This window comes from Streptomyces apricus, from assembly GCF_008369065.1.
Classification (GTDB): domain Bacteria; phylum Actinomycetota; class Actinomycetes; order Streptomycetales; family Streptomycetaceae; genus Streptomyces; species Streptomyces apricus.
In genome coordinates, this window is record NZ_VDFC01000046.1 from 299882 (window position 1) to 325384 (window position 25503).

Sequence of the window (25503 nt, forward strand, 5' to 3'; positions counted from 1 at the left end):
AGTCGGGGGGCTGACGATGAGCGACGGGTCCGTGGGACGCGGCAGGCGGGTACCGGTGGGTGACGTACTGCTGTCCTCGATCGCCGCCGTGAGCTGGGCGTTGATCGGGATGGCGGGCGTGGCGGCGCTCGGGCTGCACCTGCTCGGCGCGGACTCGACGGCCTCGCTCGGGCCGATGACCGCGGCGGTCGTGGCGCTCGGGGCCGGCGGATCGGTCTCCCCCTCCGGCGACGTGTCGGCCTTCGGGCTGGAAGGCGCGCAGGCCGAGACCGCCCTCCAGATCACGCCACTCGGTGTCAGCCTGGCCGGCGCGCTGCTGCTGTCCTGGTTCTTCCTGCGCTCCCTGCGCGCGGCCGGCGCGGTGGTCGCGCCCGCCGAACTGGCTGCCCGGGTGGGCACGGTGGCCGCCCTCTTCGTGGCGCTGCTGGGCGGCCTGGCCTGGGCGGGACACGACGTCGTCACGATCGACGGCGGTTCTCTCGGGCTCGACGAGCTGCCGGGCGGCGGGGTGCCGGACGACGTGGAGGTGCCGGGGCTCGGCAACATCGGCGGGCTGCTGCCGGACCGGCTCGGGGACCTCGCGGACGCGAACGCCAAGGTGGGCTTCACCGTCGACACCGTGCCGACGCTCCTCGGCGGCCTGGGCTTCGTGCTGGGCGTCCTGGCGGTCGCGCTGCTGGCCTCGCGCCGCACCCCGCTGCCCGGCGGCTGGACGGCCGTGCACCGTGTGGTGCGGCCCGCGGTGAACGCGCTGGTCACGGTGTTACTGGTGGCGGTCCTCGCGGGTCTCGCGGCGGCCGCGTACGCGGCGATCGGCGACGACAACCCGAAACGGATCGCCGGCGCCGCCCTGCTCGGGGCGCCCAACGGGGTGTGGCTGGGCATCCCGGTCGGGCTCTTCGTGCCGTGGGACGGGACGGCCACGGGCCCGTTCCTGCAGTTCCTGCCCGATCCCATGGACGACCTGCTGAAGTTCTCCGACGAGCCCGTCACACTGGGCAGGCTGGCCGAGCTGGACGGGCGGGTGTGGCTGCTGGGGGTCGCGGCGGCCCTGATGATGCTGTTCGCGGGCGTCCTGACCGCGGCCCGCACCCCGTTCGCGCGGGAGCGGGGCATCCTCGCCTTCGCCGGCCGGTGCGCGCTGCGGCTGGGCATCGTGACCGCGCTCGTGCTGCCCCTGCTGGTCTGGCTGACCGAGGTGTCCGTGGACGCCTCGCTGTCCGTGCTCGGCATCGACGCGTTCGACTCCGGGATCGAGCTGCGCGGGCAGCTCGGCATGGCCCTGCTGCTCGGCGCGCTGTGGGGTGCGGGCGCCGGGGCGGCGGGCGCGCTGCTCGCGTGCGCCTCGGGCGCCGCCGGACGGCAGGCCGCGCCCCTGGCACGGGGTGACGCGGGCGCGGACGCCCCGGCGGCCGTCGCCGCCTACGCGCAGGCCGCCGGGGGCGCTGCCGGGGAGGCCGGGCCCTACCGCCCCGGTACGCCGTTCCGGCCGGCCAACCCGGAGACCAACCCGTACCTGCGGGTACCGGACGAGCTGCGGGACCCCGGACCCGGCCGGGGACCCGGCGCTCCTGGGGCCCCCGGCGGCTCCCGGCCCCCGGGCGGGTCGCAGACCCCGGGTGGGTCACGGGCCCCGGGCGGGTCACAGGCACCGGATGGGCAGCCGCACGGTCCGGGCGCCCAGCCGCCGCCACCGGGCGCGCGGCCCGGGCCGCCCGACGACGTGTACGGGGCGCAGACCGTCATCGGGCCCGTCACGCCCTCGCCCCGGCCCGGCGCTCCGGGTCAGGGCCCACGGCGCCGGTCCCGGTCCTCGCAGGACGGGCCGCCGCTCCCGCCGGACGAGCTGCCGCCCTCTCCCCCGCCCCGTCCGCCGGGCGGACGGCGCTGACCGGGGACACCGGAACGACATGTACCGTTCCCTGTCCGTCAGTCGGACCTCGGGGGCGTACGGCACGGGGTGCCGGATACGGTGTACGCACCATGAGCGCATCACAGACGTCTGATGTCCCCACTCTCCTCGTCAAGATCTTCGGCAAGGACCGGCCCGGCCTCACCGCCGGGCTGTTCGACACCCTCGCCGCCTACTCCGTCGACGTGGTCGACATCGAGCAGGTCGTCACCCGTGGCCGGATCGTGCTGTGCGCGCTCGTGACGCACCCGCCGGCCGGCCTGGAGGGCGATCTGCGCGCCACGGTGCACAGCTGGGCGGACTCGATGAAGATGCAGGCCGAGATCATCTCCGGGCACGGCGACAACCGGCCGCGCGGGCACGGCAGGTCGCTGGTGACCGTCCTCGGGCATCCGCTCACCGCGGAGTCCACGGCCGCCATCGCCGCCCGGATCACCGGCACCGGCGGCAACATCGACCGTATCTTCCGGCTCGCCAAGTACCCCGTGACGGCGGTCGAGTTCGCCGTCTCCGGTGCGGAGACCGAGGCGCTGCGGACCGCGCTGGTGACCGAGGCGGCGGCCCTCGGCGTGGACATCGCGGTGGTCGCGGCCGGGCTGCACCGGCGGGCGCAGCGCCTGGTCGTCATGGACGTGGACTCCACGCTCATCCAGGACGAGGTCATCGAGCTGTTCGCGGCGCACGCCGGCTGCGAGGAGGAGGTCGCCGGGGTGACGGCGGCCGCGATGCGCGGCGAGCTGGACTTCGAGCAGTCGCTGCACGCGCGCGTGGCGCTGCTCGCGGGGCTGGACGCCTCCGTGGTCGACAAGGTGCGCAGCGAGGTGCGGCTGACCCCGGGGGCGCGCACGCTGATCCGGACGCTGAAGCGGCTGGGCTTCCAGGTCGGTGTCGTCTCGGGCGGGTTCACCCAGGTGACGGACGACCTGAAGGAGCGGCTCGGGCTCGACTTCGCCCAGGCCAACACGCTGGAGATAGTGGACGGGAAGCTGACGGGCCGGGTCGTCGGCGAGATCGTGGACCGGGCGGGCAAGGCACGGCTGCTGCGCCGGTTCGCCGCGGAGGCGGGCGTGCCGCTGGCCCAGACGGTGGCGATCGGCGACGGCGCCAACGACCTGGACATGCTCAACGCGGCCGGTCTCGGGGTGGCCTTCAACGCCAAGCCGGTGGTGCGCCAGGCCGCGCACACCGCGGTGAACTTCCCCTTCCTGGACACGGTCCTCTACCTGCTGGGCGTGACGCGCGAAGAGGTCGAGGCGGCGGACATGCACGTGGACTGAGCGTTCCCGGGCGTCGGCCGGCTCCGACGCCCGGAACGCCGGCTCCGACGCCGGGGAACGAGGACGGGGCCCGGCACCGCGAAGGTGCCGGGCCCCGTCCGTGCTCACGGGGTGCTCACTCGGAGGGGCTCCAGAAGTCGACCAGCGTGGCCGCGCCCGGCTCCAGGCTCTTCCACGGTCCGGTGAAGGAGAGCACGGCGAAGGCGGCGGTGGGGAACTCGCGGCGGCCCATCCGCTGCTGGGCGTCGCCCTCGGCCCGGCCGCCCAGGACGTCGGCGAGGCCGTGCACCCCGGGGTTGTGCCCGATCAGGACGGCGCTGCTCACGTCGTCCGGGGTCTCGTTCAGGACGGCGATCAGCTCGCCCGGGGAGGCTTCGTAGAGGCGCTCCTCGTAGACCGTCTTCGGCCGGTGCGGGAGCTCCTGGACGGCGAGCTTCCAGGTCTCGCGGGTCCGGGTCGCGGTGGAGCAGAGGGCCAGGTCGAAGGGGATGCCGCTGTCGGCCAGTCTGCGTCCGGCGACGGCGGCGTCCTTGCGGCCACGCTCGGCGAGCGGACGCTCGTGGTCGGCCACGTCGGGCCAGTCGGCCTTCGCATGCCGGAAAAGGACAATCCTGCGGGGTTCTGCGACGCTCATGGGTCCCAGCTTCGCATGAAACACGCCATGGGGCGCAGGGAGTTGATGCGGTGCCCCGCGGCGGGACGCGCGGGGTGCGGGGCGCGGAGGGCTCAGGACTCCTGGCGCAGCACGATCTGCTGGATGCGCTCGAAGAGGCTGCCGACCACCGGGTCCGCGCCCGCCGCGTGGGCGTCCGCGGGGTTCAGTATGAGCAGCAGCAGTGCCGCGAAGGCGAGGGCGGGGAGCAGGAGGGCCCACCAGGGCAGCCGCGTCTCGGCGCCGCGCCCGGTCGCCGGGTGGGGCGGGGTGTGCGTAGGGGCCGACATGCCGCCTCCGTGGGGCTTCGAGTGCTCCGTGGTCCGCGTCCTCGCGGTCACATCTCGAAGGTACGGAACCGGGGCCCCTCGCCCCATCCGGTGATCCACCCACTTGACCCTGACACCCACCCCCTAGGGGACGGGGGGATAACCCCACCGTCGGACCCGCGGCGGTCCGTCAAGGATCGCTCAGGCGGCCGGTCAGGGGGAGGCGATCGACGCGATGACGCCGATGACCACGAAGATGAGGAGGAACGCGCCGAAGACGAGCAGCATCTTCTTCTGGCCGTTCTTGGGGTTCGGATCGAGCACGGGCATGCGGCCAGTCTCGCACTCCTCGCCCGGTTCCTCACCGGTGGGGTCACCGGGTGGCGGCGGCCTCGTCCTCGACGGTGCGGTCGCGGCCCGCCAGGACGCCCACCACGACCTGCGGGACCATCAGGCCCGCCATCAGGGCGATCGGCAGGCCCCAGCCGCCGCTGTGCTGGTAGAGGACGCCCACCAGCAGCGGGCCGGGGATCGAGATGAGGTAGCCGGTGCTCTGCGCGAAGGCCGAGAGCTGCGCGACGCCCGCCCCGGTCCTGGCGCGCATGCCGACCATGGTGAGGGCCAGCGGGAAGGCGCAGTTGGAGATGCCGAGCAGGAGGGCCCACGCCCAGGCGCCGCCCGCCGGGGCGAGGTAGAGCCCCGCGTAGCCGGCGAAGCCGCACAGGCCCAGGGCGATCACGATCGGGCCTTGGTGGGGCAGGCGGGTGGCCAGCCTCGGTATGACGAAGGCCAGGGGCACGCCCATCACCATCGTGACGGCGAGCAGCAGGCCGGCGGTGCCGGCCGGGACCCCGGCGTCCCGGAAGATCTGCGCCATCCAGCCCATCGTGATGTACGCGGCGGTGGCCTGGAGCCCGAAGAAGACGGCGAGCGCCCAGGCGGTCCGGCTCCGGGTGATCCGCAGCGGCGCGGGCTCCTGGCGCCCTTCGGTGACCGTTCCGGCGACCGGGGCGGGTGCGGTCCCGGCGGCGGAGAGGGGCGTGCCCTTGGCCCGTACGAGCGGGAGCCAGGGCAGGACGGCGACGGCCGCGAGGGCCGCCCAGACGGCGAGGCCCGCCTGCCAGCTGCCGCCCAGGGCCCGGGTGACGGGCACGGTGGCGGCGGCCGCGGTGGCGGTGCCGAGGGCCAGGGCCATGGAGTACAGGCCGGTCATGGAGCCGACCCGGTCCGGGAACCAACGCTTGACGATCACCGGCATGAGGACGTTGCTGACCGCGATGCCCATGAGGGCGACGGCGGTGGCGACCAGGAAGCCGGCCGTGCTCCCGGCGAAGGGCCGGACCACCAGGCCCGTGCCGATGGCCAGCATGCCCGCGGCGACCACGGCGGCGAGTCCGAACCGCCGGGCCAGGCGCGGCGCCATGACGCCGAAGAGGGCGAAGCACAGGGGCGGTACGGAGGTGAGGAGCCCGGCGACGCTGCCGCTCATGCCGAGCCCGTCGCGCACCTCTTCGAGCAGGGCGCCCGAGCTGGTGATGGCGGGGCGCAGGTTGAGGGCGGTCAGCACGATGCCGACGATCACCAGTCGCGTCATCCACGCGCGCGTGCGGGGCGTACGGAGGTCCGCGTCGGCGTCCGCGTCCCGTGCGGAGCTGCGTACCGGTGGGGACGTGATCGTCCGGGTTTCCTCGCCATTCATGAACACCATCATAGAATCATGGGATGATTGGTTGTCCACTCTCCTGGCGCGAAGGACCGTCATGCCCCTGAGCCACCCCCGCCGCTCCGCGCTCTCCGAGCAGGTCATCGCCGCGCTGCGCAACGAGATCACCACGGGCGAGTGGCCGGTGGGGTCCCGCATCCCCACCGAGCCGGAGCTGGTCGAGCAGCTGGGCGTGGCCCGCAACACGGTCCGGGAGGCCGTCCGCGCGCTCGCCCACAACGGCCTGCTCGACATCCGCCAGGGCTCGGGCACCTACGTCGTGGCGACCAGCGAGCTGGCCGGCGTGATGCACCGCCGCTTCGCGGACGCCGACCCGCGGCACATCGCCGAGCTGCGCTCCACGCTGGAGTCGAGCGCGGCGCGGCTGGCCGCCGGGCGCCGCACCGAGCGCGACCTCAAACAGCTGGACGCCCTCCTCGTACGCCGGGAGGAGGCCTGGGAGTCGGGGGACGCGGAGGCGTTCGTGAGCGCCGACACGACCTTCCACCTGGCCGTGGTGGCCGCGTCCCACAACGACGTCATGACGGCGATGTACGCGGACCTGGGCGAGGTGGTGCGCGACTGGCTGCGCGAGGACGTCGGCGGGGAGCTGACGCCCGAGACGCACATGGACCACACGCGTCTGGTGGACGCGATCCGCGCGGGCGACGCGCAGACGGCCGCGACGGAGGCGGCCGGCTATCCGTTCCTCTGCCGCCCGGGGAGCCCGGAGGACGTCACCTCTGGTGGGTGATCCACGCCGAGCGGACCTCCTTCCAGCAGCGGCCGGTCAGCCGGACGTGCTGCGCCGGGCCCGCCTCGACCCTCACCCCGTCGGCGTCGATGTCCCACCAGCGCTCGCACTCGACGTGCAGGCCGACGTGGTCGGTCTCCGGGTACGGATTGCGGCAGTCCGCCGTCACGTGCGAACCGTCGACGACGGTCCGGCAGACCGCTCCGAAGGGACGCGCCGGTGCGGGCACGCGCGCGTGGGGCGCCGTTCCCGTGGTCCGCTCGGCGTGCGAGGCGGCGTCGCAGGGCACCACGAGCACGAGGGCCAGCGCGGCGAAGAGGGCGAGCGGGGGTGCCGTGAGGCCGTTCCTGGGGAGCCGGTGCGGGCACCGGGGCGGGAAGAGGTGCACAAGGGAACCTCCTCGGCTGGGCTCTGGAGGGCGTCTCGGGAACCCCTGGGGACTCCTGGGGGACTCCTCCTACAGGGTGAGCCGTTCCTCCCTTCGGGCGCCCGGCCGGCGGAGCCGAACGGGTGACGCCCCGCTCCCCGCGCACTGCGGGGAACGGGGCGCCGACACCGTACGGAAGCGGTCGCGCGGACGGCCGCGCAAGCGTTTACGCGCCGATCGCGTGCAGACCGCCGTCGACGTGGATGATCTCGCCGGTGGTCTTCGGGAACCAGTCGCTGAGCAGGGCGACCACACCGCGGCCGGCCGGCTCGGGGTCCTTGAGGTCCCACTCCAGGGGCGCGCGCTCGTCCCAGACGGCGGCCAGCTCGCCGAAGCCCGGGATGGACTTGGCGGCCATGGAGCCGATCGGCCCGGCAGAGATGAGGTTGGAGCGCACGTTCTGCTTGCCCAGGTCGCGGGCGAGGTAGCGGTTGGTGGCCTCCAGGGCGGCCTTGGCCGGGCCCATCCAGTCGTACTGCGGCCAGGCGTACTGGGCGTCGAAGGTGAGGCCGACGACCGAGCCGCCGCCGTTCTGCATCAGCGGCAGGCAGGCCATGGTCAGCGACTTCAGCGAGAAGGCGGAGACGTGCATGGCCGTGGCGACCGACTCGAACGGGGTGTTCAGGAAGTTGCCGCCCAGGGCGTCCTGCGGCGCGAAGCCGATGGAGTGCACGACGCCGTCGAGGCTGCCCAGCTCCGCGCCCACGACCTCGGCGAGGCGGCCGAGGTGCTCGTCGTTGGTCACGTCGAGCTCGATGACCTTGGTGGGCTTGGGGAGCTTCTTCGCGATGCGCTCGGTCAGCGTGGGCCGCGGGAACGCGGTCAGGATGATCTCCGCGCCCTGTTCCTGGGCCAGCTTCGCGGTGTGGAAGGCGATGGACGACTCCATCAGCACACCGGTGATCAGGACGCGCTTGCCCTCAAGGATTCCGCTCATGTGATCAGTGACCCATTCCCAGTCCGCCGTCTACGGGGATGACGGCTCCAGTGATGTACGAGGCTTCTTCCGAGGCGAGGAACCGCACCGTCGCGGCGATCTCCTCGGGCTGCGCGTACCGGCCCAGCGGTACCTGCTTCACGATGGCCTCGCGCTGTTCGTCGGTGAGCGCCTTGGTCATGTCGGTGTCGACGAAACCGGGCGAGACGACGTTGAAGGTGATGTTGCGCGAGCCCAGCTCACGGGCGAGCGAGCGGGCGAACCCGACCAGTCCCGCCTTGGAGGCGGCGTAGTTCGCCTGCCCCGCCGAACCGAGCAGGCCGACCACCGAGGAGAGCAGGACGACGCGGCCCTTCTTGGCGCGCAGCATGCCGCGGTTGGCGCGCTTCACGACGCGGAAGGCGCCCGTCAGATTGGTGTCCAGGACGGACGTGAAGTCGTCCTCGGACATCCGCATCAGCAACTGGTCCTTGGTGATCCCGGCGTTGGCCACGAGGACCTCGACCGTGCCGTGCTCGGCCTCGATCTCCTTGTAGGCCTGCTCCACCTGCTCGCTGTCGGTGATGTCGCACTTGACCGCGAGGCAGCCCAGTTCGGTGAGGGCGGCCGGGGGTTCGCCCGACCGGTACGTGATCGCGACCTTGTCGCCCGCGTCGACGAAAGCGCGGGCGATGGCGAGGCCGATGCCCCGGTTTCCTCCGGTGACGAGAACCGAGCGGCTCAACGGATCACCCTTTCGATAGCCGGTCTGGTACCTCAAAAACCTATCGGTACCGTCACCCGCCCGAAGAATCGGGCACCGACAGTCGCGCACCCCGCCCGCTGTCGGGTCCCTACAGTCGGCGCGCTCCGGACCGCGGCCGGGCGCGAATCCCCGTACACCGCGCGCGCGGAGCGTGTTTCACTTCGGACTGGTGCTTTCGCCGGTCCGAAGTGAAGGGAAACCCACTCGTGCCCCACGAGGTCGATCAGTCATTCCTGGCCCTGCCCCTACGGGCCCTCGCCGACGCGGCGCTCGCGCGGGCCCGGGCGCTGGGCGCCGACCACGCCGACTTCCGGTTCGAGCGGGTGCGCGGCGCGTCCTGGCGGCTGCGGGACGCCAAGCCCGCCGGGTCCTCCGACACCACGGACCTCGGGTACGCGGTGCGGGTCGTGCACGGCGGCACCTGGGGGTTCGCCTCCGGCGTCGACCTGACGATGGACGCCGCCGCGAAGGTGGCCTCGCAGGCGGTGGCCATGGCCAAGCTGTCGGCGCAGGTCATCAAGGCGGCGGGGTCGGACGAGCGGGTCGAGCTGGCGGACGAGCCGGTGCACGCCGAGAAGACCTGGGTGTCTTCCTACGAGATCGACCCCTTCTCCGTGCCGGACGAGGAGAAGTCGGGGCTGCTGGCCGACTGGAGCGCGCGGCTGCTCGCGGCGGACGGCGTCAGCCACGTCGACGCCTCGCTGCTGACGGTGCACGAGAACAAGTTCTACGCGGACACGGCGGGCACGGTGACGACCCAGCAGCGGGTCCGGCTGCACCCGCAGCTGACCGCGGTGGCCGTCGACGAGTCGAGCGGCGAGTTCGACTCCATGCGCACGATCGCGCCGCCCGTCGGACGCGGCTGGGAGTACCTGACCGGCACCGGCTGGGACTGGGAGGCGGAGCTGGCGAGCATCCCGGAGCTGCTCGCCGAGAAGATGCGCGCGCCGAGCGTCACGGCGGGCGTGTACGACCTGGTCGTCGACCCCTCCAACCTGTGGCTGACCATCCACGAGTCCATCGGGCACGCCACCGAGCTGGACCGCGCGCTGGGGTACGAGGCCGCGTACGCCGGGACGTCGTTCGCCACCTTCGACCAGCTGGGCAAACTGCGCTACGGCTCCGAGCTGATGAACGTCACCGGCGACCGGACCGCCGAGCACGGGCTCGCGACGATCGGGTACGACGACGAGGGCGTGGCCGGGCAGTCCTGGGACCTGGTGAAGGACGGCACGCTCGTCGGCTACCAGCTGGACCGCAGGATCGCGAGGCTGACCGGCTTCGAGCGGTCCAACGGCTGCGCGTACGCCGACTCGCCGGGCCACGTGCCCGTGCAGCGCATGGCGAACGTGTCGCTGCAACCCGATCCCGCCGGGATGTCCACCGAGGACCTCATCGGGAGCGTCGACCGCGGCATCTACGTGGTGGGCGACCGGTCCTGGTCGATCGACATGCAGCGCTACAACTTCCAGTTCACCGGCCAGCGGTTCTTCAGGATCGAGAACGGGCGGATCACGGGCCAGCTGCGGGACGTCGCCTACCAGGCGACGACCACGGACTTCTGGGGCTCGATGGCGGCCGTCGGGGGCCCGCAGACGTACGTCCTGGGCGGTGCCTTCAACTGCGGCAAGGCCCAGCCGGGCCAGGTCGCGGCGGTCTCGCACGGCTGCCCCTCCGCCCTGTTCAAGGGCGTCAACATTCTGAACACCACGCAGGAGGCCGGTCGATGAGCGCTGTTTCGAAGAAGCCGCACGAGATCGTCGAGCGCGCCCTCGCCCTGTCCCGGGCGGACGGCTGCGTCGTCATCGCCGACGAGCGGTCGACCGTCAACCTGCGCTGGGCGGGCAACGCGCTCACCACGAACGGCGTCACCCGGGGGCGCACACTGACCGTCGTCGCGACGGTCGACGGCCGCGAGGGCACCGCCTCCGGGGTCGTGTCGCGCTCGGCCGTGACCGCGGACGAGCTGGAACCGCTGGTGCGCGCCGCCGAGGCCGCGGCCCGCGGCGCCGACCCGGCCGAGGACGCGCAGCCGCTCGTCGAGGGCGTGCCCGCCTCCCCCGACTTCACGGACGCGCCCGCCGAGACCTCCTCGGCCGTCTTCACCGACTTCGCCCCGGCGCTCGGCGAGTCGTTCGCCCGCGCGCGCGGGGGCGGCCGGGAGCTGTACGGCTTCGCCAACCACGAGCTGGTCTCCAGCTACCTGGGGACGTCGACCGGGCTGCGGCTGCGCCACGACCAGCCCAACGGGACGCTGGAGCTGAACGCCAAGTCCCCGGACCGTACGCGGTCGGCGTGGGCCGGCCGCTCCACGCGGGACTTCAAGGACGTGGACCCGGCGGCGCTCGACGCGGAGCTGGCCGTCCGGCTGGGCTGGGCCGAGCGGCGCGTCGAGCTGCCCGCGGGCCGGTACGAGACGCTGCTGCCGCCGACCGCCGTGGCGGACCTGCTGATCTACCAGCTGTGGTCGGCGGCGGCCCGGGACGCGGCGGAGGGCCGCACGGTGTTCAGCAGGCCGGGCGGCGGCACCCGCGTCGGCGACCGGCTCACCGACCTGCCGCTGACCCTGCGCAGCGACCCGAACGAGCCGGGCCTGGAGAGCGCGCCCTTCGTGCTGGCGCACTCCTCCGGGGACGACGCCTCCGTCTTCGACAACGGGCTGCCGCTGGGGCCCACGGAGTGGATCCGCGAGGGGGTGCTGCAGAGCCTGACGAGCACCCGGCACAGCGCGGCCCTGACCGGGCTGCCGGTGTCCCCCGGCATCGGCAACCTCGTCCTGGACGGCGGTGAGGACAGGTCCCTGGAGGAGATGGTCGCCGCCACGGAACGCGGGCTGCTGCTGACCTGCCTCTGGTACATCCGCGAGGTCGACCCGGCGACGCTGCTGCTGACCGGGCTGACCCGGGACGGCGTCTACCTGGTGGAGAACGGCGAGGTGACCGGCGAGGTCAACAACTTCCGGTTCAACGAGTCGCCGGTGGGGCTGCTCGGCCGGGCGACCGAGGCGGGGCGGACCGAGAAGACGCTGCCGCGCGAGTGGAGCGACTGGTTCACCCGGGCTGCGATGCCGCCGCTGCGGGTGCCGGATTTCAACATGAGCTCGGTCAGCCAGGGCGTATAACCTCGATAGCCTCGCAGTCGGCCGCTTCCCGGCCGGCTGCACCCCTGAAGATCATCCAAGGAGACGCGAGAACCGTGACGGACATCGTCGACGAGCTGAAGTGGCGCGGGCTGTTCGCCCTGTCCACCGACGAGAACGCATTGCGCAAGGCGCTCGCGGACGGTCCCGTCACGTTCTATTGCGGCTTCGACCCCACCGCGGCCTCGCTGCACGTGGGGCACCTGGTGCAGGTCCTGACCATGCGGCGCCTGCAGCAGGCGGGGCTGCGCCCGCTGGCGCTGGTGGGCGGGGCGACCGGCCAGATCGGTGACCCGCGCCCGACGGCGGAGCGGACGCTGAACGACCCGGAGACGGTCGCGAACTGGGTGACGCGGCTGCGCGGCCAGATCGAGCCGTTCCTGTCCTTCGAGGGCGAGAACGCCGCGGTCATGGTGAACAACCTGGACTGGACGGCCGGGCTCTCGGCCATCGAGTTCCTGCGGGACGTCGGCAAGCACTTCCGCGTGAACAAGATGCTCACCAAGGAGTCGGTCGCCCGGCGGCTGGAGTCGCAGGAGGGCATCAGCTACACGGAGTTCAGCTACCAGCTGCTGCAGGGCATGGACTTCCTGGAGCTGTACCGCCGCTACGGCTGCACGCTCCAGCAGGGCGGCAGCGACCAGTGGGGCAACCTCACGGCGGGCCTGGACCTGATCCACCGCCTGGAGCCGGACGCGCAGGTGCACTGCATCGCGACGCCGCTGATGGTCAAGGCGGACGGCACCAAGTTCGGCAAGACCGAGGGCGGCGCCGTCTGGCTCGACCCGCAGATGACGACGCCGTACGCGTTCTACCAGTTCTGGCTGAACGTGGACGACCGGGACGTCTCGACGTACCTGCGGATCCTGTCCTTCCGGTCCCGGGAGGAGCTGGAGGAGCTGGAGCGGCAGACCGCGGAGCGGCCGCAGGCCCGGGCCGCGCAGCGGGCGCTGGCGGAGGAGCTGACGACGCTGGTGCACGGCGCCGACCAGACCGCTGCCGTGATCGCCGCGTCGCGCGCGCTGTTCGGGCAGGGCGAGCTGGCCGGGCTCGACGCCGCGACGCTGGACGCCGCGCTGTCCGAGCTGCCCCGGGTGCGGGTGTCCGCGCCGGGGCCGGTGGTCGACCTGTTCGCCGAGGTCGGGCTGGTCGCCAGCAAGTCCGCCGCGCGGCGCACGGTCAAGGAGGGCGGGGCGTACGTGAACAACGTGAAGGTCGCCTCCGAGGACGCCGTCGCCGGTGCGGAGGATCTGCTGCACGGGCGGTGGCTGGTACTGCGGCGGGGCAAGAAGAGCCTCGCCGCCGTGGAGGTTTTGCCTTAAAGGCAAAAGATTGCGCCGTTCCCGGCGCTCTCGAAAACAAAAAGGGTGCGGGTCCGTTTCGGACCCGCACCCTTTTCTTTTCCTGTGCTCAGGTTCTCTGCCGGTTGCCCCGCATTGCGGTGTAGAGCATGTCACCCAGGAAGACGATGACCACCGCGGCGATGAGCTGGAGGATGTGCCGGCCCCAGTCGATGCCCCTGGTCTCGTCGATACCGATGCCGCGGGCGATCGCGTTGCCCACGATCGCACCGATGATTCCGAAGATCGTGGTGAGCCAGAGCGGACTGTGCTGCTTGCCCGGAATGATCGCCTTGGCGAGCAAGCCCAGTACGAATCCCACGATGATCGCCCACAACCAGCCCATGGCTGCCTCCTATACGGCTCTACGCGAGCATTACGCCCAGTGTCGGCCCGTGTGCCCTACGGCGCACGTCGGGGACGCCCGTACGCGGTACGGCGCAGCCGTCCTGGCCGGGGACACGGGCGCCCCGGTCTCGTGGGCGGCACAACCGGGGCGTACCGTTGTTTCTCGTACGGGCCGGGGAGCGTCCGATGCAGGCAGGTGGTGGAACGTGATGCGGAAGCAGAACGACGTCGAGGTCTTCCGGATCACCGGGGCCAGGCAGGGACTCGCCGACGACGTGCGGGGCAGGCAGCGGCGCTACATCATCTCGATGTCCGTGCGTACGGTCTCCGTGGTCCTGGCCGCCACGCTGTGGAACGTCGAGCGGCACGTCGCCGTCGTTGCGCTGGTGCTGGGCGTGCTTCTCCCCTACATCTCCGTGGTGATCGCCAACGCGGGCCGGGAGAACGCGCCGTCGCTGCCGTCGACCTTCGTGACCGCGCCGACCCGTCCGATGCTCGCCGCGCCGCGCGCGGGCGGCGTCGCGGAGTCCGTCCCGGAGGAGAGCACGGCCGATCTCGGGGCGCACCTGCGGGACGGGCCGCACGAACGGACCTGAGTAGCGGGATTCCAGGAAAAGCGGAATACAGATCACCTGCGGAGCTCAAGAAAAGCTCAGATCAATCATGTTGTTCCGTTGCCGGGCGATGGGTTAGCCGTGACATACTTGGGATGCGCTCCGCATCCCCCGTCGGAGCGACAGACCGACGCCGGGCAGCTCCCCCCGTGGCTGCTCGGCGTCGCCTTTTCAGGACCTCTCCGGGGCCCGGCCGAAGAGGCTCGGCTACTGTCGAGGACGTGATCCTGAACGTCCCCGGTTCCGACCCGTCGACCCCGGTCTCCCCCGTCTGCTCCGCCAAGGGCTGCCGGGCGGACGCCGTGTGGGTGCTCGCGTGGAACAACCCGAAGCTGCACACGCCGGAGCGCCGCAAGACCTGGCTCGCGTGCGAGGAGCACCGCGACCACCTGTCGAAGTTCCTGGGCGTCCGCGGTTTCCTCAAGGACGTGGTGCTCCTGACGGAATGGGAGTCCTCGAAGACGCCCGATTCCGCGGAGCCGTCCGATTCCCCGGAGTCCCCCGGTCCCTCGGATTCCGCCGGCTCCCCGGAGCGGCCGCCCGCGCCCTGACGCGCGGGCGCTGACGCGCGACCCTGCGGCCGCCCGCGGTCAGCCGCCGATCGCCGACATCGGGCGGTCCGGCTGGACGAAGGAGGGGTCGTCCAGGCCCGCTCCGGCCTTCTTGCCCCACATCGCCAGCCGCCAGATCCGGGCGAGCTCCTCGTCCGGGGCGCCCGAGCGCAGCGCCGCCCGCAGGTCGGTCTCCTCCGAGGCGAACAGGCAGGTGCGGACCTGTCCGTCGGCGGTCAGCCGCGTACGGTCGCAGGCCGAGCAGAACGGGCGGGTGACCGAGGCGATCACCCCGACCCGGTGCGGGCCGCCGTCCACGATCCAGCGCTCGGCCGGCGCGGAGCCCCGCTCGTCGGCCCCTTCCTCCGTGAGCTCGAAACGCGTACGCAGGGAGGTGAGGATGTCGCCGGCGGTGACCATGCCCTCGCGCTTCCAGCCGTGCTGCGCGTCGAGGGGCATCTGCTCGATGAACCGCAGTTCGTAGTCGTGCTCCACGGCCCAGGCGAGCAGGTCGGGCGCCTCGTTCTCGTTCAGGCCCGGCATCAGGACCGAGTTGACCTTGACCGGGGTCAGTCCCGCGGCGCGGGCCGCCTCCAAGCCCTCGATGACGTCCTTGTGGCGGTCGCGGCGGGTCAGGGTCTTGAAGACGTCCGGGCGCAGGGTGTCCAGCGAGACGTTGACCCGGTCCAGGCCGGCCGCCTTCAGGGCGGTCGCGGTGCGCTTGAGGCCGATGCCGTTCGTCGTCAGGGACATCTGCGGGCGAGGCTCCATCGCCGCGACCCGCTCCACGATGCCGACCAGACCGGGGCGCAGCAGGGGCTCGCCGCCGGTGAAGCGGACCTCGGTGATGCCCGCCCGGGTCACCGCCAGGCCGATGAGGCGGACGATCTCGTCGTCCGTGAGCAGGTCGGGCTTGGCCAGCCACTGCAGGCCTTCCTCGGGCATGCAGTACGTGCACCTGAGGTTGCACCGGTCGGTCAGTGAGACCCGCAGGTCGGTGGCCACCCGGCCATAGGTGTCGATGAGCACGTGGGACCCCTCCCTCGACGATATGAGCGAGCCTACGTGACGCGGCCGACATCCGGCGTGGGCCGATCGCACCGGACGCACCGCGGCCGCGTCGTAGGGATCTACGACGCGGCCGTCCGGCACGGAGTCCGGCGCCCCGGTGGACCGGTGCGCTCAGTGCGCCCCGGTGCCGGTGAGGGAACGGACCTCCAGCTCGGCGTACTTGCCGGCGTCCGGCTCCTCCTTGGACAGGAGGGTGCCGAGGAAGCCCAGCAGGAAGCCGACGGGGATCGAGATGATGCCCGGGTTCTCCAGCGGGAACCAGTGGAAGTCGACGTCCGGGAACATCGAGGTGGCCTTGCCGGAGACGACCGGCGAGAAGAGCACCAGGCCGACCGCCGTGACGAGGCCGCCGTAGATCGACCACAGTGCGCCCTGGGTGGTGAAGCGCTTCCAGAAGAGGCTGTAGAGGATCGTCGGCAGGTTGGCGGAGGCGGCGACCGCGAAGGCGAGGGCGACCAGACCGGCGACGTTCAGGTCACGGGCCAGGGCGCCGAGGCCGATGGAGACGACACCGATGCCGATGGTGGCGTACCGGGCGGCCCGGATCTCCTCCTTCTCGGTGGCCTGGCCCTTCTTGATGACGTTCGCGTAGATGTCGTGGGCGAACGACGAGGACGACGCGAGGGTCAGGCCGGCGACCACGGCGAGGATCGTGGCGAAGGCCACCGCGGAGATCGTGGCGAGCAGGATCGCGCCCCAGGCCGAGTCGACGCCGCCGAGGTGCAGGGCGAGGAGCGGCGCCGCCGTGTTGCCCGCGGGGTTGGACTCGACGATCTCCTCCTTCGAGATGAGGGCCGCCGCGCCGAAGCCGAGCGCGATGGTCATCAGGTAGAAGCCGCCGATGATGCCGATCGCCCAGTTCACGGACTTCCGCGCGGCCTTGGCGTTGGGGACCGTGTAGAAGCGGATCAGGATGTGCGGCAGGCCCGCGGTGCCCAGCACCAGGGCGATGCCCAGCGAGATGAAGTCGATGCTGGAGGTGGTGGTGAGCCCGTACTTGAGGCCGGGCTCCAGGAAGGCCGCGCCGCCGCCGCTGTTCTCCGCCGCGGTGCCGAGCAGGTCGGAGACGTTGAAGTCGAACTTGAGCAGCACCAGGAAGGTGATGAGCAGGGTGCCGCCGATGAGCAGCACGGCCTTGACCATCTGCACCCAGGTGGTGCCCTTCATGCCGCCGATGGTGACGTACACGATCATCAGGACGCCGACCAGGGCGACGATGCCGACCTTCCCGGCGTCGCTGGTGATGCCCAGCAGCAGCGAGACCAGGACGCCCGCGCCCGCCATCTGCGCCAGCAGGTAGAAGATCGACACGACGATGGTGGAGGTGCCGGCGGCCGTGCGGACCGGGCGCTGGCGCATGCGGTAGGCGAGGACGTCGCCCATCGTGTACCGGCCGGAGTTGCGCAGCGGCTCGGCGACCAGGAGCAGCGCCACCAGCCAGGCGACCAGGAAGCCGATGGAGTACAGGAAGCCGTCGTAGCCGAAGAGGGCGATGGCGCCCGCGATGCCGAGGAACGAGGCGGCGGACATGTAGTCGCCGGAGACGGCGAGCCCGTTCTGGAAGGCGCTGAACTGACGGCCGCCGGCGTAGAAGTCGGAGGCGTCCTTGGTCTGGCGGCCGGCCCAGACGGTGATGACGAGGGTGGCGACGACGAAGACCGCGAACAGGGAGATGATCAGCGGACGGTGTTCGCTGGCCTCCCCCGCCGCGAGCTGCGCCTGCGCGAGCTGGACCTGGTCGATCGCGGGGCTCATGCGCCGCCCTCCATCCGGGACTTGATCGCCTCGGCCTTGGGGTCGAGCTTGGACGAGGAGTGGCGCTCGTACCACCAGGCGATGAGGAACGTGGTGAGGAACTGGGCCAGGCCCAGGACGAAGGCGACGTTGAAGTTGCCGAAGAGCTTGGTGCCCATGAAGTCGTCCGCGTAGATGGACAGCAGGACGTACAGCAGGTACCAGCTGATGAAGCCGATGGTCAGCGGGAAGGCGAAGGAGCGGTGGGCGCGGCGCAGCTCACCGAACTCGGCGCTCTCCTGCACCTCTGTGAACTCCGCGGTGGTCGGGAGATGAGGTTCGGCTTTCGAGGGTGGTGGTGCGTCGGTGGCCACGGAGTCTCCTCGCGTTGCGGGTGCGGGTGCGGGTACGGCGTCGGGGGACGAACTGGCTGCGGACATGGCTGATTTCTGACCTCACGGTGACGTGGATCACGTGGACCGGTTGGCGATGGTAGGTGCCCCGGGCGTGATCCGACAGGGGGCCCGACGGTGCTCGTGCTCCCTGCTCAACGTCACGGCGCCGCACGGGGAGCGGTTCAACCGCGGCCACTTCTTTCGGAACCCGGCCCGCCTGCCGCGCCGGACGCCGTCGTAAGTCGTCCCCGTAAGTCATTGCTGGCCAGGGACGGCGGGAGATAGTTTCGGCCCAGCACCGCCCGTCATGTACCTGCCCGAGCACCACCTGTGTTCGGGCCGGTTCCTTTTCCGGATGATGTGGAGATCCCATGGCTCATCTGCGTTCCAGACGCCGTCTCGCCCTCGCCGTGCCCGTCGTGCTCTCCCTCACCGCAGCGCTCGGCTTCGTCCCGGGTGTCGCGTCGGCCGCCCCGCAGCCCGCGCCCGCCGCCACCGCGGCCGACGGCCCGGAGCTGGCGTACGMGGTCAACACGAAGACCGACCGCCGCACCATAGGCGCGGTCCAGAAGGCGATATCCGAGGCCGGCGGCACCGTCGTCACCACGTACGACAGGATCGGCGTCATCGTCGCGCACGCGGCCGACCCGGGGTTCGGCGCGCGGATACGGGCCGTGCGCGGCGTCCAGTCCGCGGGCGCCACCCGGACCGCTCCGCTGACTGCGGCCGGTACGACGGACGAGGGCGCCGCCGACTACCTGACGGCCGCCGAGGCCGCGAAGGTGAAGGCCGCGGCGGCCCCCGCGAGCGAGCCCCTCGAAGCCGACCAGTGGGACCTGCGCGCGATAGGCGCCGACAAGGCAGCCAAGATCAACCCGGGCAGCAGGAAGGTCACGGTCGCCGTGATCGACACGGGTGTCGACGACACGCACCCGGACCTGGCCCCCAACTTCTCCGCCTCCCAGTCCGCCAACTGCGTGGGCGGGGTGGCCGACACGAGCGAGGGCGCCTGGCGCCCGTACACCGCGGACGACTACCACGGCACGCACGTCGCCGGTGAGATAGCCGCCGCCCGCAACGGCATCGGCGTCGCCGGGGTCGCGCCCGGCGTGAAGGTCTCCGGCATCAAGGTCAGCGACCCGGACAACGGCCTCTTCTACCCGGAGAGCGTCGTCTGCGCCTTCGTGTTCGCCGCCGACCACGGCGTGGAGATCACGAACAACAGCTACTACGTGGACCCGTGGCTCTACAACTGCCTGGACGACCCCGACCAGCGGGCGATCGTCGACGCGGTGAACCGGGCCCAGCGGTACGCCACGAAGAAGGGCACCCTGCACCTGGCGTCGGCCGGCAACTCCAACCACGACCTGGACTCGGACGCCATCGTGGACGACTCCAGCCCCGACGACTCGACGCCGGTCACCCGCACGATCGACCCGCACGAGTGCTTCGACGTACCGACCCAGCTGCCGGGCGTCGTCACGGTCAGCGCGACCGGCGTGCAGAACCTCAAGTCGTACTACTCCTCGTACGGCAAGGGCGTCGTCGACGTCGCGGCCCCCGGCGGCGACCGGCTCTACCAGATCCCGGACACCCCGTCGAAGAACGGCCGGATCCTCTCCACGATGCCGAACAACCAGTACGCCTTCCTGCAGGGCACCTCGATGGCGTCGCCGCACGCCGCGGGGGTCGCCGCGCTGCTCAAGTCCGCGCACCCGTGGGCGGGCCCGGCGCAGCTGCAGGCGCTGCTGAAGGCCCAGGCGGACAACCCGGGCTGCCCGGACTCCTACGACCAGGACGGCAACGGCACGCAGGACGCCACCTGTGAGGGCGGCAAGCGCGTGAACGGCTTCTACGGCTTCGGCATCGTGAACGCGCTGAAGGCCGTCAAGTAGCCGCGGTCCCGCCGGGACCTCCGGGTCCGCCGTCCTCCCCGTCCTGCCGCACGGCAGGACCCCCTCCGCACCGCGAAAAACGAACTGGAGACAGCATGACCGCGTCCACCACGCGCTCGCGCCGCGTCATAGCCATCCCGCTGGGGATGGCCCTGGCCACGGCTCTCGCCTTCCTGCCGAACGTCAGCGCGTCCGCGGCTCCGGCCGACGACGCCGGCGCGGCGGAGAAGATCTCGGCGGAGGGCACCCCGCTGAGCTACGTCGTCAACGTCCGCGCCGGGCACGGCCCTTCCTCCCAGGTGAAGAAGGCCATCGCCAAGGCCGGCGGCACGATCGTGACGTCGTACGACCGGATCGGCGTGATCGTCGTCCACTCGTCGAACGCGGACTTCGCCAAGACGATCCGCAAGGTGCGCGGGGTGGAGTCGGCGGGCTCGACGCGTACGGCGCCGCTGCCCGCGCAGTCCACGACCGACGTCGGCACCCCGAAGGTGCTCAGCGCGAAGGAGGTCGCGACCGCCTCCGGCGCGGCCGCCGCCGGCCAGGACCCGCTGGAGCCCCTGCAGTGGGACCTGCCCGCCATCAAGGCGGACAAGGCCCACCAGAAGACGCTCGGCAGCAAGAAGGTCACCGTCGCGGTGATCGACACGGGCGTCGACGACACGCACCCCGACATCGCGCCGAACTTCGACCGCAAGGCGTCGGTCAACTGTGTGACGGGCAAGCCGGACACGACCGACGGGGCCTGGCGGCCGAGCGCCGAGGAGAGCCCGCACGGCACGCACGTGGCGGGCGAGATCGCCGCCGCGAAGAACGGCGTCGGCGTCACGGGTGTCGCGCCCGGCGTGAAGGTCTCCGGCATCAAGGTCTCCACGACGGCCGGCTTCTTCTACACGGAGGCCGTGGTGTGCGGCTTCATGTGGGCGGCCGAGCACGGCGTGGACGTCACGAACAACAGCTACTACACCGACCCGTGGTACTTCAACTGCAAGAACGACCCGGACCAGAAGGCGCTCGTCGAGGCCCTCACCCGGGCGACGCGGTACGCGGAGAAGAAGGGTACGGTCAACGTCGCGGCGGCGGGCAACGAGAACTACGACCTGGCCGCGGACGAGATCACCGACCCGTCCTCGCCCAACGACACGACTCCCTCGGAGCGCGTGATCGACCCGTCCGAGTGCCTCGACATCCCGACCCAGCTGCCGGGTGTCGTCACGGTCGCCTCGACCGGCGCCAAGGGCATCAAGTCGTCCTTCTCCAACCACGGCCTGGGCGTCATCGACATCGCGGCCCCCGGCGGCGACTCGACGCGCTACCAGACCCCGGCCCCGCCGGCCACCAGCGGCCTGATCCTCGGCCCGCTGCCGGGCGGTTCGTGGGGGTACATGGCCGGTACGTCGATGGCCTCGCCGCACGTCGCGGGCGTGGCCGCGCTCATCAAGTCGACGCACCCGCACGCCTCGGCGGCCCTGGTGAAGGCGCTGCTGTACGCGGAGGCCGACGCCACGCCGTGCACGGACCCGTACGACATCGACGGCGACGGCAAGGTCGACGCGGTCTGCGAGGGCCCGAAGAACCGCAACGGCTTCTACGGCTGGGGCATCGCGGACGCGCTGGACGCCGTCACGAAGTAGGCCTCCCCGCAGGGGTCACCGCGGGCATGATGTGAGGGGCCGGGCGGCCGTGTGCCGCCCGGCCCCTCCGTCGTGTGCCGGTTCCACCGCATCCGCCCCTCAGGATTTGCCCCGGTCCGGTCCCCTGGTGAGGATTTCGAGGTGAGTTCGATCAGACCGACTGCCGACGCGGGCGGCGGCGCGGCGCGTGTGCCGCGGCCGGGCGCCGCCTCCGTGCGGCGTTCCGCCGCCGTCCTCGCCCTGGTGGCCCTGGCCGCCCTGGTCCCGCTGCTCGGGCCGCCCGTCGCGCTGCGCGGCACGGGCGAGGCCGCCGCGCCCGGGGTGGGCGGGATCGCGCTGCTGCGGACGGTCCTGTTCGCCGCGGTGAGCGTGGCCGCGGGCGAGGTCTTCGTCGCCCGGCTGGCGCGGCGGGTGCCCGGCGCGCCGTACGAGGACGTGCCGCGCGGCTGGGCCCCGGCGGCGGCCGTCGCCGGTTTCGCGGCCGCGCTCGGGCTCGCCTCGGTGGTGGCCACCGGGAACCTCGTGCCGCGCGGTCTCTCCGACATGGACATCGGCGGGCTCTACCAGTCCAGGGACGGCGCGCTCGCGCTCCTGGAGGTCAACGCGTTCGTCGTGCTGGGCCTGTGCGCGCTGTCGCGCCGCCCGGGCACCCAGGTGTGGCCGCTGGCCGCGCTGGCCGTCGCGGAGGCGCTGCGCGCCCACCCGGTGACCGAGCAGAGCCCGCTGGTGGGTTCGGGCCTGACGCTGGTCCACGTGACGTGCGCCGCCCTGTGGACCGGCGGGCTGCTGTACGCCCTGCGCACGCTGCTGCACTGGCGGCGCACCGCCCCCGCGGCGGGCGCCGCGCTGCTCGGCCTCTACGCGCGCGTGGCGGCCGTCCTGCTCGCCGCGATCACCGCGACGGGGGTGTGCAGCACGCTGCGCCGGATGCCGCCCGGCACGGTCCTGGACCAGCTGACGACGACGGCGTACGGGCGCACGCTGCTCGCGAAGGTGCTGCTGGTGGCCGCCGTCGCCCTGCTGGCGCTGTGGGCCCGCCGGCGGCTGCACCGGGCGGCCGAGCCGCTCACCGCCTACTCCCCCGCCCGCGCCGAGGTCGTGGTGCTGGGCCTGGTGGTCGCGGTCTCGGCCGTGCTCACGGCCGTGCCGGTGCCGATCCGCTGGTGACCGTGTGGCCCGCCGGGGCCGCCCTGTCCGCGAGCGCGCCCCGGACCAGCAGGGACTGCGCCGCGAGGTAGGTCAGCATGATCCACAGGTCGGGACGCGGGAGCTGCGGCAGATCGGCGACACCGGTCGCGATGAGCGTGTCCGACAGCAGGAACAGGACGCCCCCGGCCGCCGCGGCGGGTCCGAGCCGCCCTGCTCCGTACGCCATCGCGGTCAGCAGCAGGCTGTAGGCGGCGACGGGGACGCGGAGCCCGGCGGGCAGGTGCGGCCACAGGAGGGCGACGGTGACGACGGGCGCGAGGGCGTACGCGGCGGTCGTGGCGCGGGCCACGCGCACGCGTGGAACCGTCTTCCGGGCCCGCCGGGCGAAGAGCAGCAGGTAGCACACGTGGCCCGCCGCGAAGGACGCCATCCCGGCCAGGAACGCCGGTTCGGCGTCGAGGAGGAGCAGGACGTCGCCGCCCCAGCCGCAGAGCAGGGCGCCGACGAGGAGGGCGGGGCCGCCGCGCAGGTACGCGTGGGCGGCGAGCAGGGGCATCAGCAGGGGCTTGGCCAGGGTGTGGCCGAGGTCCCCGGTGTCGCCGCCGACGGCCAGCAGGAACAGGTCCGAGGCGCCCACCAGGCCGAAGGCGACGAGCGCCACGCGCGCGTGGCGCTCGTTCACGCGGCGGGTCCCGTGACGGACGCGGGTGCCTGTGCTGACGTGGGGGCCGGTTCCGGTACCGATGTCGGTGCCGGTGCCGGTGCCGGTGCTGTCGCCGGCTGCCAGCCCGGTCCGGCGAACACCCGCCCGGCCCGCTCGCGCCAGCTCCGTGCCCCGCGCAGGTCCCGGGCGATGGCGGCGTACTCGTGCGTGGCGACCCGGAGCGGGTTGTAGGTGCGGATGTTCTTGGTCAGCCCGTACACCGGCCGGTCCGTCTCCGGGACGAACGAGCCGAAGAGGCGGTCCCAGACGATCAGGATCCCGCCGAAGTTGCGGTCCAGGTAGCCGCCCTGGGAGGCGTGGTGGACCCGGTGGTGCGAGGGCGTGTTGAGGACGAACTCGACGGGCCGGGGCAGTTTGCCGATGCGCTCGGTGTGGATCCAGAACTGGTACACCAGGCTCGCGGAGGAGCAGAACGCGAGCGCCGCCGGATGGACGCCGAGGGCGATCAGCGGCACGTAGAACGGCCAGACGGTCCAGGTCGTCCAGGGCTGGCGCAGCGCGGTGGTGAGGTTGAACTTCTCGCTGGAGTGGTGCACGACGTGACAGGCCCACAGGATGCGGATCACGTGGTGCCCGCGGTGGGACCAGTAGTAGAAGAAGTCCTGCGCCAGCAGCATCAGCGGCACGGTCCACCACAGGACGGGCACGCGCAGCGGCGTCAGCTCGTACACGGCCGTGTAGACGGCGAGGATCGGGATCTTCCACAGGAAGTCGAAGACGAGGCTGCCCAGGCCCATGCCGAGGCTCGTGGCGGCGTCCTTCGCCTCGTACCCCGCGGCGTCCTCGTCCGGATGGATCCGGACGCTCACCATCTCCACCACGGTGAGCAGCACGAAGGCGGGGATCGACCACAGCACGACATCGGGCAGGTTCGGCATCACTGCACCGTAGGGCCGCTCGGCCCACCGCGGCTAGACGTTGTTACCCACAAGTATTACCGGCGGTACGCGCTTGTTTGTTGGCGACCCCGGACAAGGAGCCTCCGGTTCGTGCCGGACCCCTCACCAGACCCGCACCGACCCTCCCGGGGCGAACACCGGACTCGTCGCGTCCGCCGGGGGCTCCGCCAGGGGTTCGGCGATCTCCTCCACGGTCGGACCGATCTTCGCCGCGATGGGGTCCAGAAGGTCCAGGTCGAAGCCGTAGACGCGGGCCGCGTTGCCGCCGGTCATCGCCGCGACCTCCGCGCGCGGCAGTCCCGCGTACGCGATCCGCAGGCCCTCCCGGCTGTAGGGGTGGGTGCCCTCGTCGTGCGGGTAATCGCTGCCCCACATGATCTTGTCGAGGCCGATGCGGTCGCGCAGCGGCACCTCGTGCGGGCGCATGAAGCTCGCTCCCACGAAGCAGTTGTCGCGCCACACCTGGGACGGGCCCTTGCCCATCGAGGCGGCGAGGCCCGCGCCGAACCTGGACTCCGCGGTGACCGCCTTCGTCGCCGCGGCCACCAGGCGGCCGTGGTAGTAGTCGAGCATGTCGAGCACCCCGGGGATCCAGCCCGAGCCCTGCTCGGTGAGGACCAGCCGCAGACCGGGGTGGCGGCGGAAGGCGCCGCCGAAGACCAGGTGCCAGAGCGCGCGGTGCGAGAACCAGGTCGTCTCCACCATGAAGACCGCCCGGGCCGCGGGCTCCTCGCCGAGCGGCGGCGAGGCCGAGCCCGCGTGGTGGTTCACGGGGACGCCCAGCTCCTCGCACACCGCCCAGAGGGGGTCGTAGAGCGCCGAGTACAGCTCGGGCAGTCCCGAGCCCGGCGGGGTGCCGGGCAGCAGCAGGCCGCCCGTGAGGCCCGCCGCGACGGACCGCCCGACCTCCTTCACCGCCTCGTCGACGTCGTTCAGGAGGATCTGGAAGACGCCCGCGCGGCGGCCGGGCGCGGCCGCGCAGAAGTCCGCCAGCCAGCGGTTGTGCGCGCGCAGGCCGGCCCAGCGGCGCTCGAACTCCGCGGCCGTCGGCGCCGGCGCCATCAGGGAGCCGGACGGGAAGAACGGCGGGATCGTGTTCGGGAAGACCACCTCCGCGACGATCCCGTCCCGCTCCAGCTCGGCGAGGCGGCGGTCCGAGTTCCAGTTCCGGTCGGCGGTGTCGGCCGTCAGGTCCTCGTACGGGTTGACGTACGCGGCCGCCCAGGCGTCGAACTCGTCGTGGTACGCCCTCTCCAGGTACGGCCGGTAGTCCAGCAGGTCGGCTCCGGCGTGACAGTCGGCCGAGATCACGGTGTAGCGGTCCGTACTCATGGG

At 72.2% G+C, this 25503-nt stretch carries 24 protein-coding genes and 1 pseudogene; 11 read left to right on the forward strand and 14 right to left on the reverse strand.

Going from position 1 to position 25503, the window contains the following annotated elements:
• Positions 1-16: 16 nt before the first annotated feature.
• Both FGF04_RS21405 and serB read left to right on the forward strand, forming a co-directional pair.
• Positions 17-1891 carry a streptophobe family protein gene (locus FGF04_RS21405; protein ID WP_149512924.1) on the forward strand — a complete coding sequence of 625 codons (1875 nt, stop codon included), beginning with the start codon at positions 17-19 and terminating at the stop codon, positions 1889-1891.
• Positions 1892-1983: 92 nt separating this feature from the next.
• Positions 1984-3189: a phosphoserine phosphatase SerB gene (serB, locus tag FGF04_RS21410; protein ID WP_149512925.1), complete on the forward strand. Its 1206-nt coding sequence runs from the start codon at positions 1984-1986 to the stop codon at positions 3187-3189.
• A 115-nt stretch (positions 3190-3304) separates the two neighbouring features.
• Here serB and FGF04_RS21415 read toward each other — a convergent pair whose 3' ends face one another.
• The 4 genes from FGF04_RS21415 to FGF04_RS21430 form a co-directional block, all read right to left on the reverse strand.
• Positions 3305-3823 (reverse strand): SixA phosphatase family protein, encoded by a 519-nt coding sequence (locus tag FGF04_RS21415; protein ID WP_149512926.1) that lies wholly within the window; start codon positions 3821-3823, stop codon positions 3305-3307.
• 92 nt (positions 3824-3915) lie between these two features.
• Positions 3916-4131: a hypothetical protein gene (locus FGF04_RS21420; RefSeq protein ID WP_149512927.1), complete on the reverse strand. Its 216-nt coding sequence runs from the start codon at positions 4129-4131 to the stop codon at positions 3916-3918.
• A 192-nt stretch (positions 4132-4323) separates the two neighbouring features.
• Positions 4324-4440 (reverse strand): SGM_5486 family transporter-associated protein, encoded by a 117-nt coding sequence (locus FGF04_RS41710; RefSeq protein ID WP_107017780.1) that lies wholly within the window; start codon positions 4438-4440, stop codon positions 4324-4326.
• Between the two features lie 43 nt (positions 4441-4483).
• Positions 4484-5809, reverse strand: a complete 1326-nt coding sequence (locus FGF04_RS21430; RefSeq protein ID WP_408055646.1) for a CynX/NimT family MFS transporter — start codon at positions 5807-5809, stop codon at positions 4484-4486.
• Between the two features lie 61 nt (positions 5810-5870).
• Here FGF04_RS21430 and FGF04_RS21435 point away from each other — a divergent pair, with 61 nt between their 5' ends.
• Entirely contained in the window at positions 5871-6566 is a 696-nt protein-coding gene (locus tag FGF04_RS21435; RefSeq protein ID WP_149512929.1) for a FadR/GntR family transcriptional regulator, read from the forward strand.
• Here FGF04_RS21435 and FGF04_RS21440 read toward each other — a convergent pair.
• The 3 genes from FGF04_RS21440 to fabG form a co-directional block, all read right to left on the reverse strand.
• Positions 6550-6873 carry a hypothetical protein gene (locus FGF04_RS21440; protein WP_149513755.1) on the reverse strand — a complete coding sequence of 108 codons (324 nt, stop codon included), beginning with the start codon at positions 6871-6873 and terminating at the stop codon, positions 6550-6552. The two genes, FGF04_RS21435 and FGF04_RS21440, sit on opposite strands and share 17 nt — an antisense overlap.
• Before the next feature lie 286 nt (positions 6874-7159).
• Positions 7160-7930, reverse strand: a complete 771-nt coding sequence (fabI, locus tag FGF04_RS21445) for an enoyl-ACP reductase FabI (RefSeq protein ID WP_149512930.1) — start codon at positions 7928-7930, stop codon at positions 7160-7162.
• 4 nt (positions 7931-7934) lie between these two features.
• Positions 7935-8654: a 3-oxoacyl-[acyl-carrier-protein] reductase gene (fabG, locus tag FGF04_RS21450; RefSeq protein WP_149512931.1), complete on the reverse strand. Its 720-nt coding sequence runs from the start codon at positions 8652-8654 to the stop codon at positions 7935-7937.
• Between the two features lie 227 nt (positions 8655-8881).
• Here fabG and FGF04_RS21455 point away from each other — a divergent pair, with 227 nt between their 5' ends.
• From FGF04_RS21455 to tyrS, 3 genes are all read left to right on the forward strand, one after another.
• Positions 8882-10405 (forward strand): TldD/PmbA family protein, encoded by a 1524-nt coding sequence (locus FGF04_RS21455; RefSeq protein ID WP_149512932.1) that lies wholly within the window; start codon positions 8882-8884, stop codon positions 10403-10405.
• Positions 10402-11796, forward strand: coding sequence for a metallopeptidase TldD-related protein (locus FGF04_RS21460; RefSeq protein ID WP_149512933.1), 1395 nt, complete (start codon positions 10402-10404; stop codon positions 11794-11796). The genes FGF04_RS21455 and FGF04_RS21460 overlap by 4 nt, the downstream gene beginning before the upstream one ends.
• A 74-nt stretch (positions 11797-11870) precedes the next feature.
• Positions 11871-13136, forward strand: a complete 1266-nt coding sequence (gene tyrS, locus FGF04_RS21465) for a tyrosine--tRNA ligase (protein WP_149512934.1) — start codon at positions 11871-11873, stop codon at positions 13134-13136.
• Between the two features lie 88 nt (positions 13137-13224).
• On the opposite strand, the gene FGF04_RS21470 is transcribed toward tyrS, so the two are convergent.
• Positions 13225-13500, reverse strand: coding sequence for a GlsB/YeaQ/YmgE family stress response membrane protein (locus FGF04_RS21470; RefSeq protein WP_149512935.1), 276 nt, complete (start codon positions 13498-13500; stop codon positions 13225-13227).
• Between the two features lie 211 nt (positions 13501-13711).
• Between FGF04_RS21470 and FGF04_RS40130 the strand changes: the two genes are divergently transcribed.
• Together FGF04_RS40130 and FGF04_RS21480 are read left to right on the forward strand one after the other, a co-directional pair.
• Positions 13712-14098 (forward strand): DUF3099 domain-containing protein, encoded by a 387-nt coding sequence (locus tag FGF04_RS40130; protein WP_188114170.1) that lies wholly within the window; start codon positions 13712-13714, stop codon positions 14096-14098.
• A gap of 239 nt (positions 14099-14337) precedes the next feature.
• Positions 14338-14571 (forward strand): annotated as a pseudogene (locus FGF04_RS21480) (hypothetical protein); the annotation flags it as partial.
• A 135-nt stretch (positions 14572-14706) separates the two neighbouring features.
• On the opposite strand, the gene moaA reads toward FGF04_RS21480, so the two are convergent.
• From moaA to FGF04_RS21495, 3 genes are all read right to left on the reverse strand, one after another.
• Positions 14707-15696 carry a GTP 3',8-cyclase MoaA gene (gene moaA / locus FGF04_RS21485; RefSeq protein WP_223146398.1) on the reverse strand — a complete coding sequence of 330 codons (990 nt, stop codon included), beginning with the start codon at positions 15694-15696 and terminating at the stop codon, positions 14707-14709.
• A gap of 153 nt (positions 15697-15849) precedes the next feature.
• Entirely contained in the window at positions 15850-17493 is a 1644-nt protein-coding gene (locus FGF04_RS21490; protein WP_149512937.1) for a solute symporter family protein, read from the reverse strand.
• The gene (locus FGF04_RS21495; protein ID WP_149512938.1) at positions 17490-17846 is read right to left on the reverse strand and encodes a DUF485 domain-containing protein; all 357 of its coding nucleotides are present in this window, start codon (positions 17844-17846) and stop codon (positions 17490-17492) included. The genes FGF04_RS21490 and FGF04_RS21495 overlap by 4 nt, the downstream gene beginning before the upstream one ends.
• A 392-nt stretch (positions 17847-18238) precedes the next feature.
• On the opposite strand from FGF04_RS21495, the gene FGF04_RS21500 reads away from it, so the two are divergent.
• The 3 genes from FGF04_RS21500 (at position 18239) to FGF04_RS21510 (ending at position 22563) form a co-directional block, all read left to right on the forward strand.
• Positions 18239-19762 (forward strand): S8 family serine peptidase, encoded by a 1524-nt coding sequence (locus tag FGF04_RS21500; RefSeq protein ID WP_149512939.1) that lies wholly within the window; start codon positions 18239-18241, stop codon positions 19760-19762.
• Positions 19763-19857: 95 nt separating this feature from the next.
• On the forward strand, positions 19858-21396 hold the full coding sequence (locus tag FGF04_RS21505; protein WP_149512940.1) for a S8 family peptidase: 1539 nt from the start codon (positions 19858-19860) through the stop codon (positions 21394-21396).
• A gap of 141 nt (positions 21397-21537) precedes the next feature.
• Complete coding sequence (locus tag FGF04_RS21510; protein ID WP_149512941.1) at positions 21538-22563, forward strand: CopD family protein; 1026 nt, start codon at positions 21538-21540, stop codon at positions 22561-22563.
• Here FGF04_RS21510 and FGF04_RS21515 read toward each other — a convergent pair.
• The 3 genes from FGF04_RS21515 to FGF04_RS21525 all read right to left on the reverse strand — a co-directional run bounded on the left by FGF04_RS21515 (position 22532) and on the right by FGF04_RS21525 (position 25500).
• The gene (locus FGF04_RS21515) at positions 22532-23227 is read right to left on the reverse strand and encodes a lysoplasmalogenase (RefSeq protein WP_149512942.1); all 696 of its coding nucleotides are present in this window, start codon (positions 23225-23227) and stop codon (positions 22532-22534) included. The genes FGF04_RS21510 and FGF04_RS21515 overlap by 32 nt on opposite strands.
• On the reverse strand, positions 23224-24147 hold the full coding sequence (locus tag FGF04_RS21520; RefSeq protein ID WP_149512943.1) for a sterol desaturase family protein: 924 nt from the start codon (positions 24145-24147) through the stop codon (positions 23224-23226). Before FGF04_RS21520 ends, FGF04_RS21515 begins: the two co-directional genes overlap by 4 nt.
• 123 nt (positions 24148-24270) lie before the next feature.
• A complete protein-coding gene (locus FGF04_RS21525; RefSeq protein WP_149513757.1) occupies positions 24271-25500 on the reverse strand; it encodes an amidohydrolase family protein in 1230 nt (409 codons plus the stop codon).
• Positions 25501-25503: the final 3 nt, after the last annotated feature.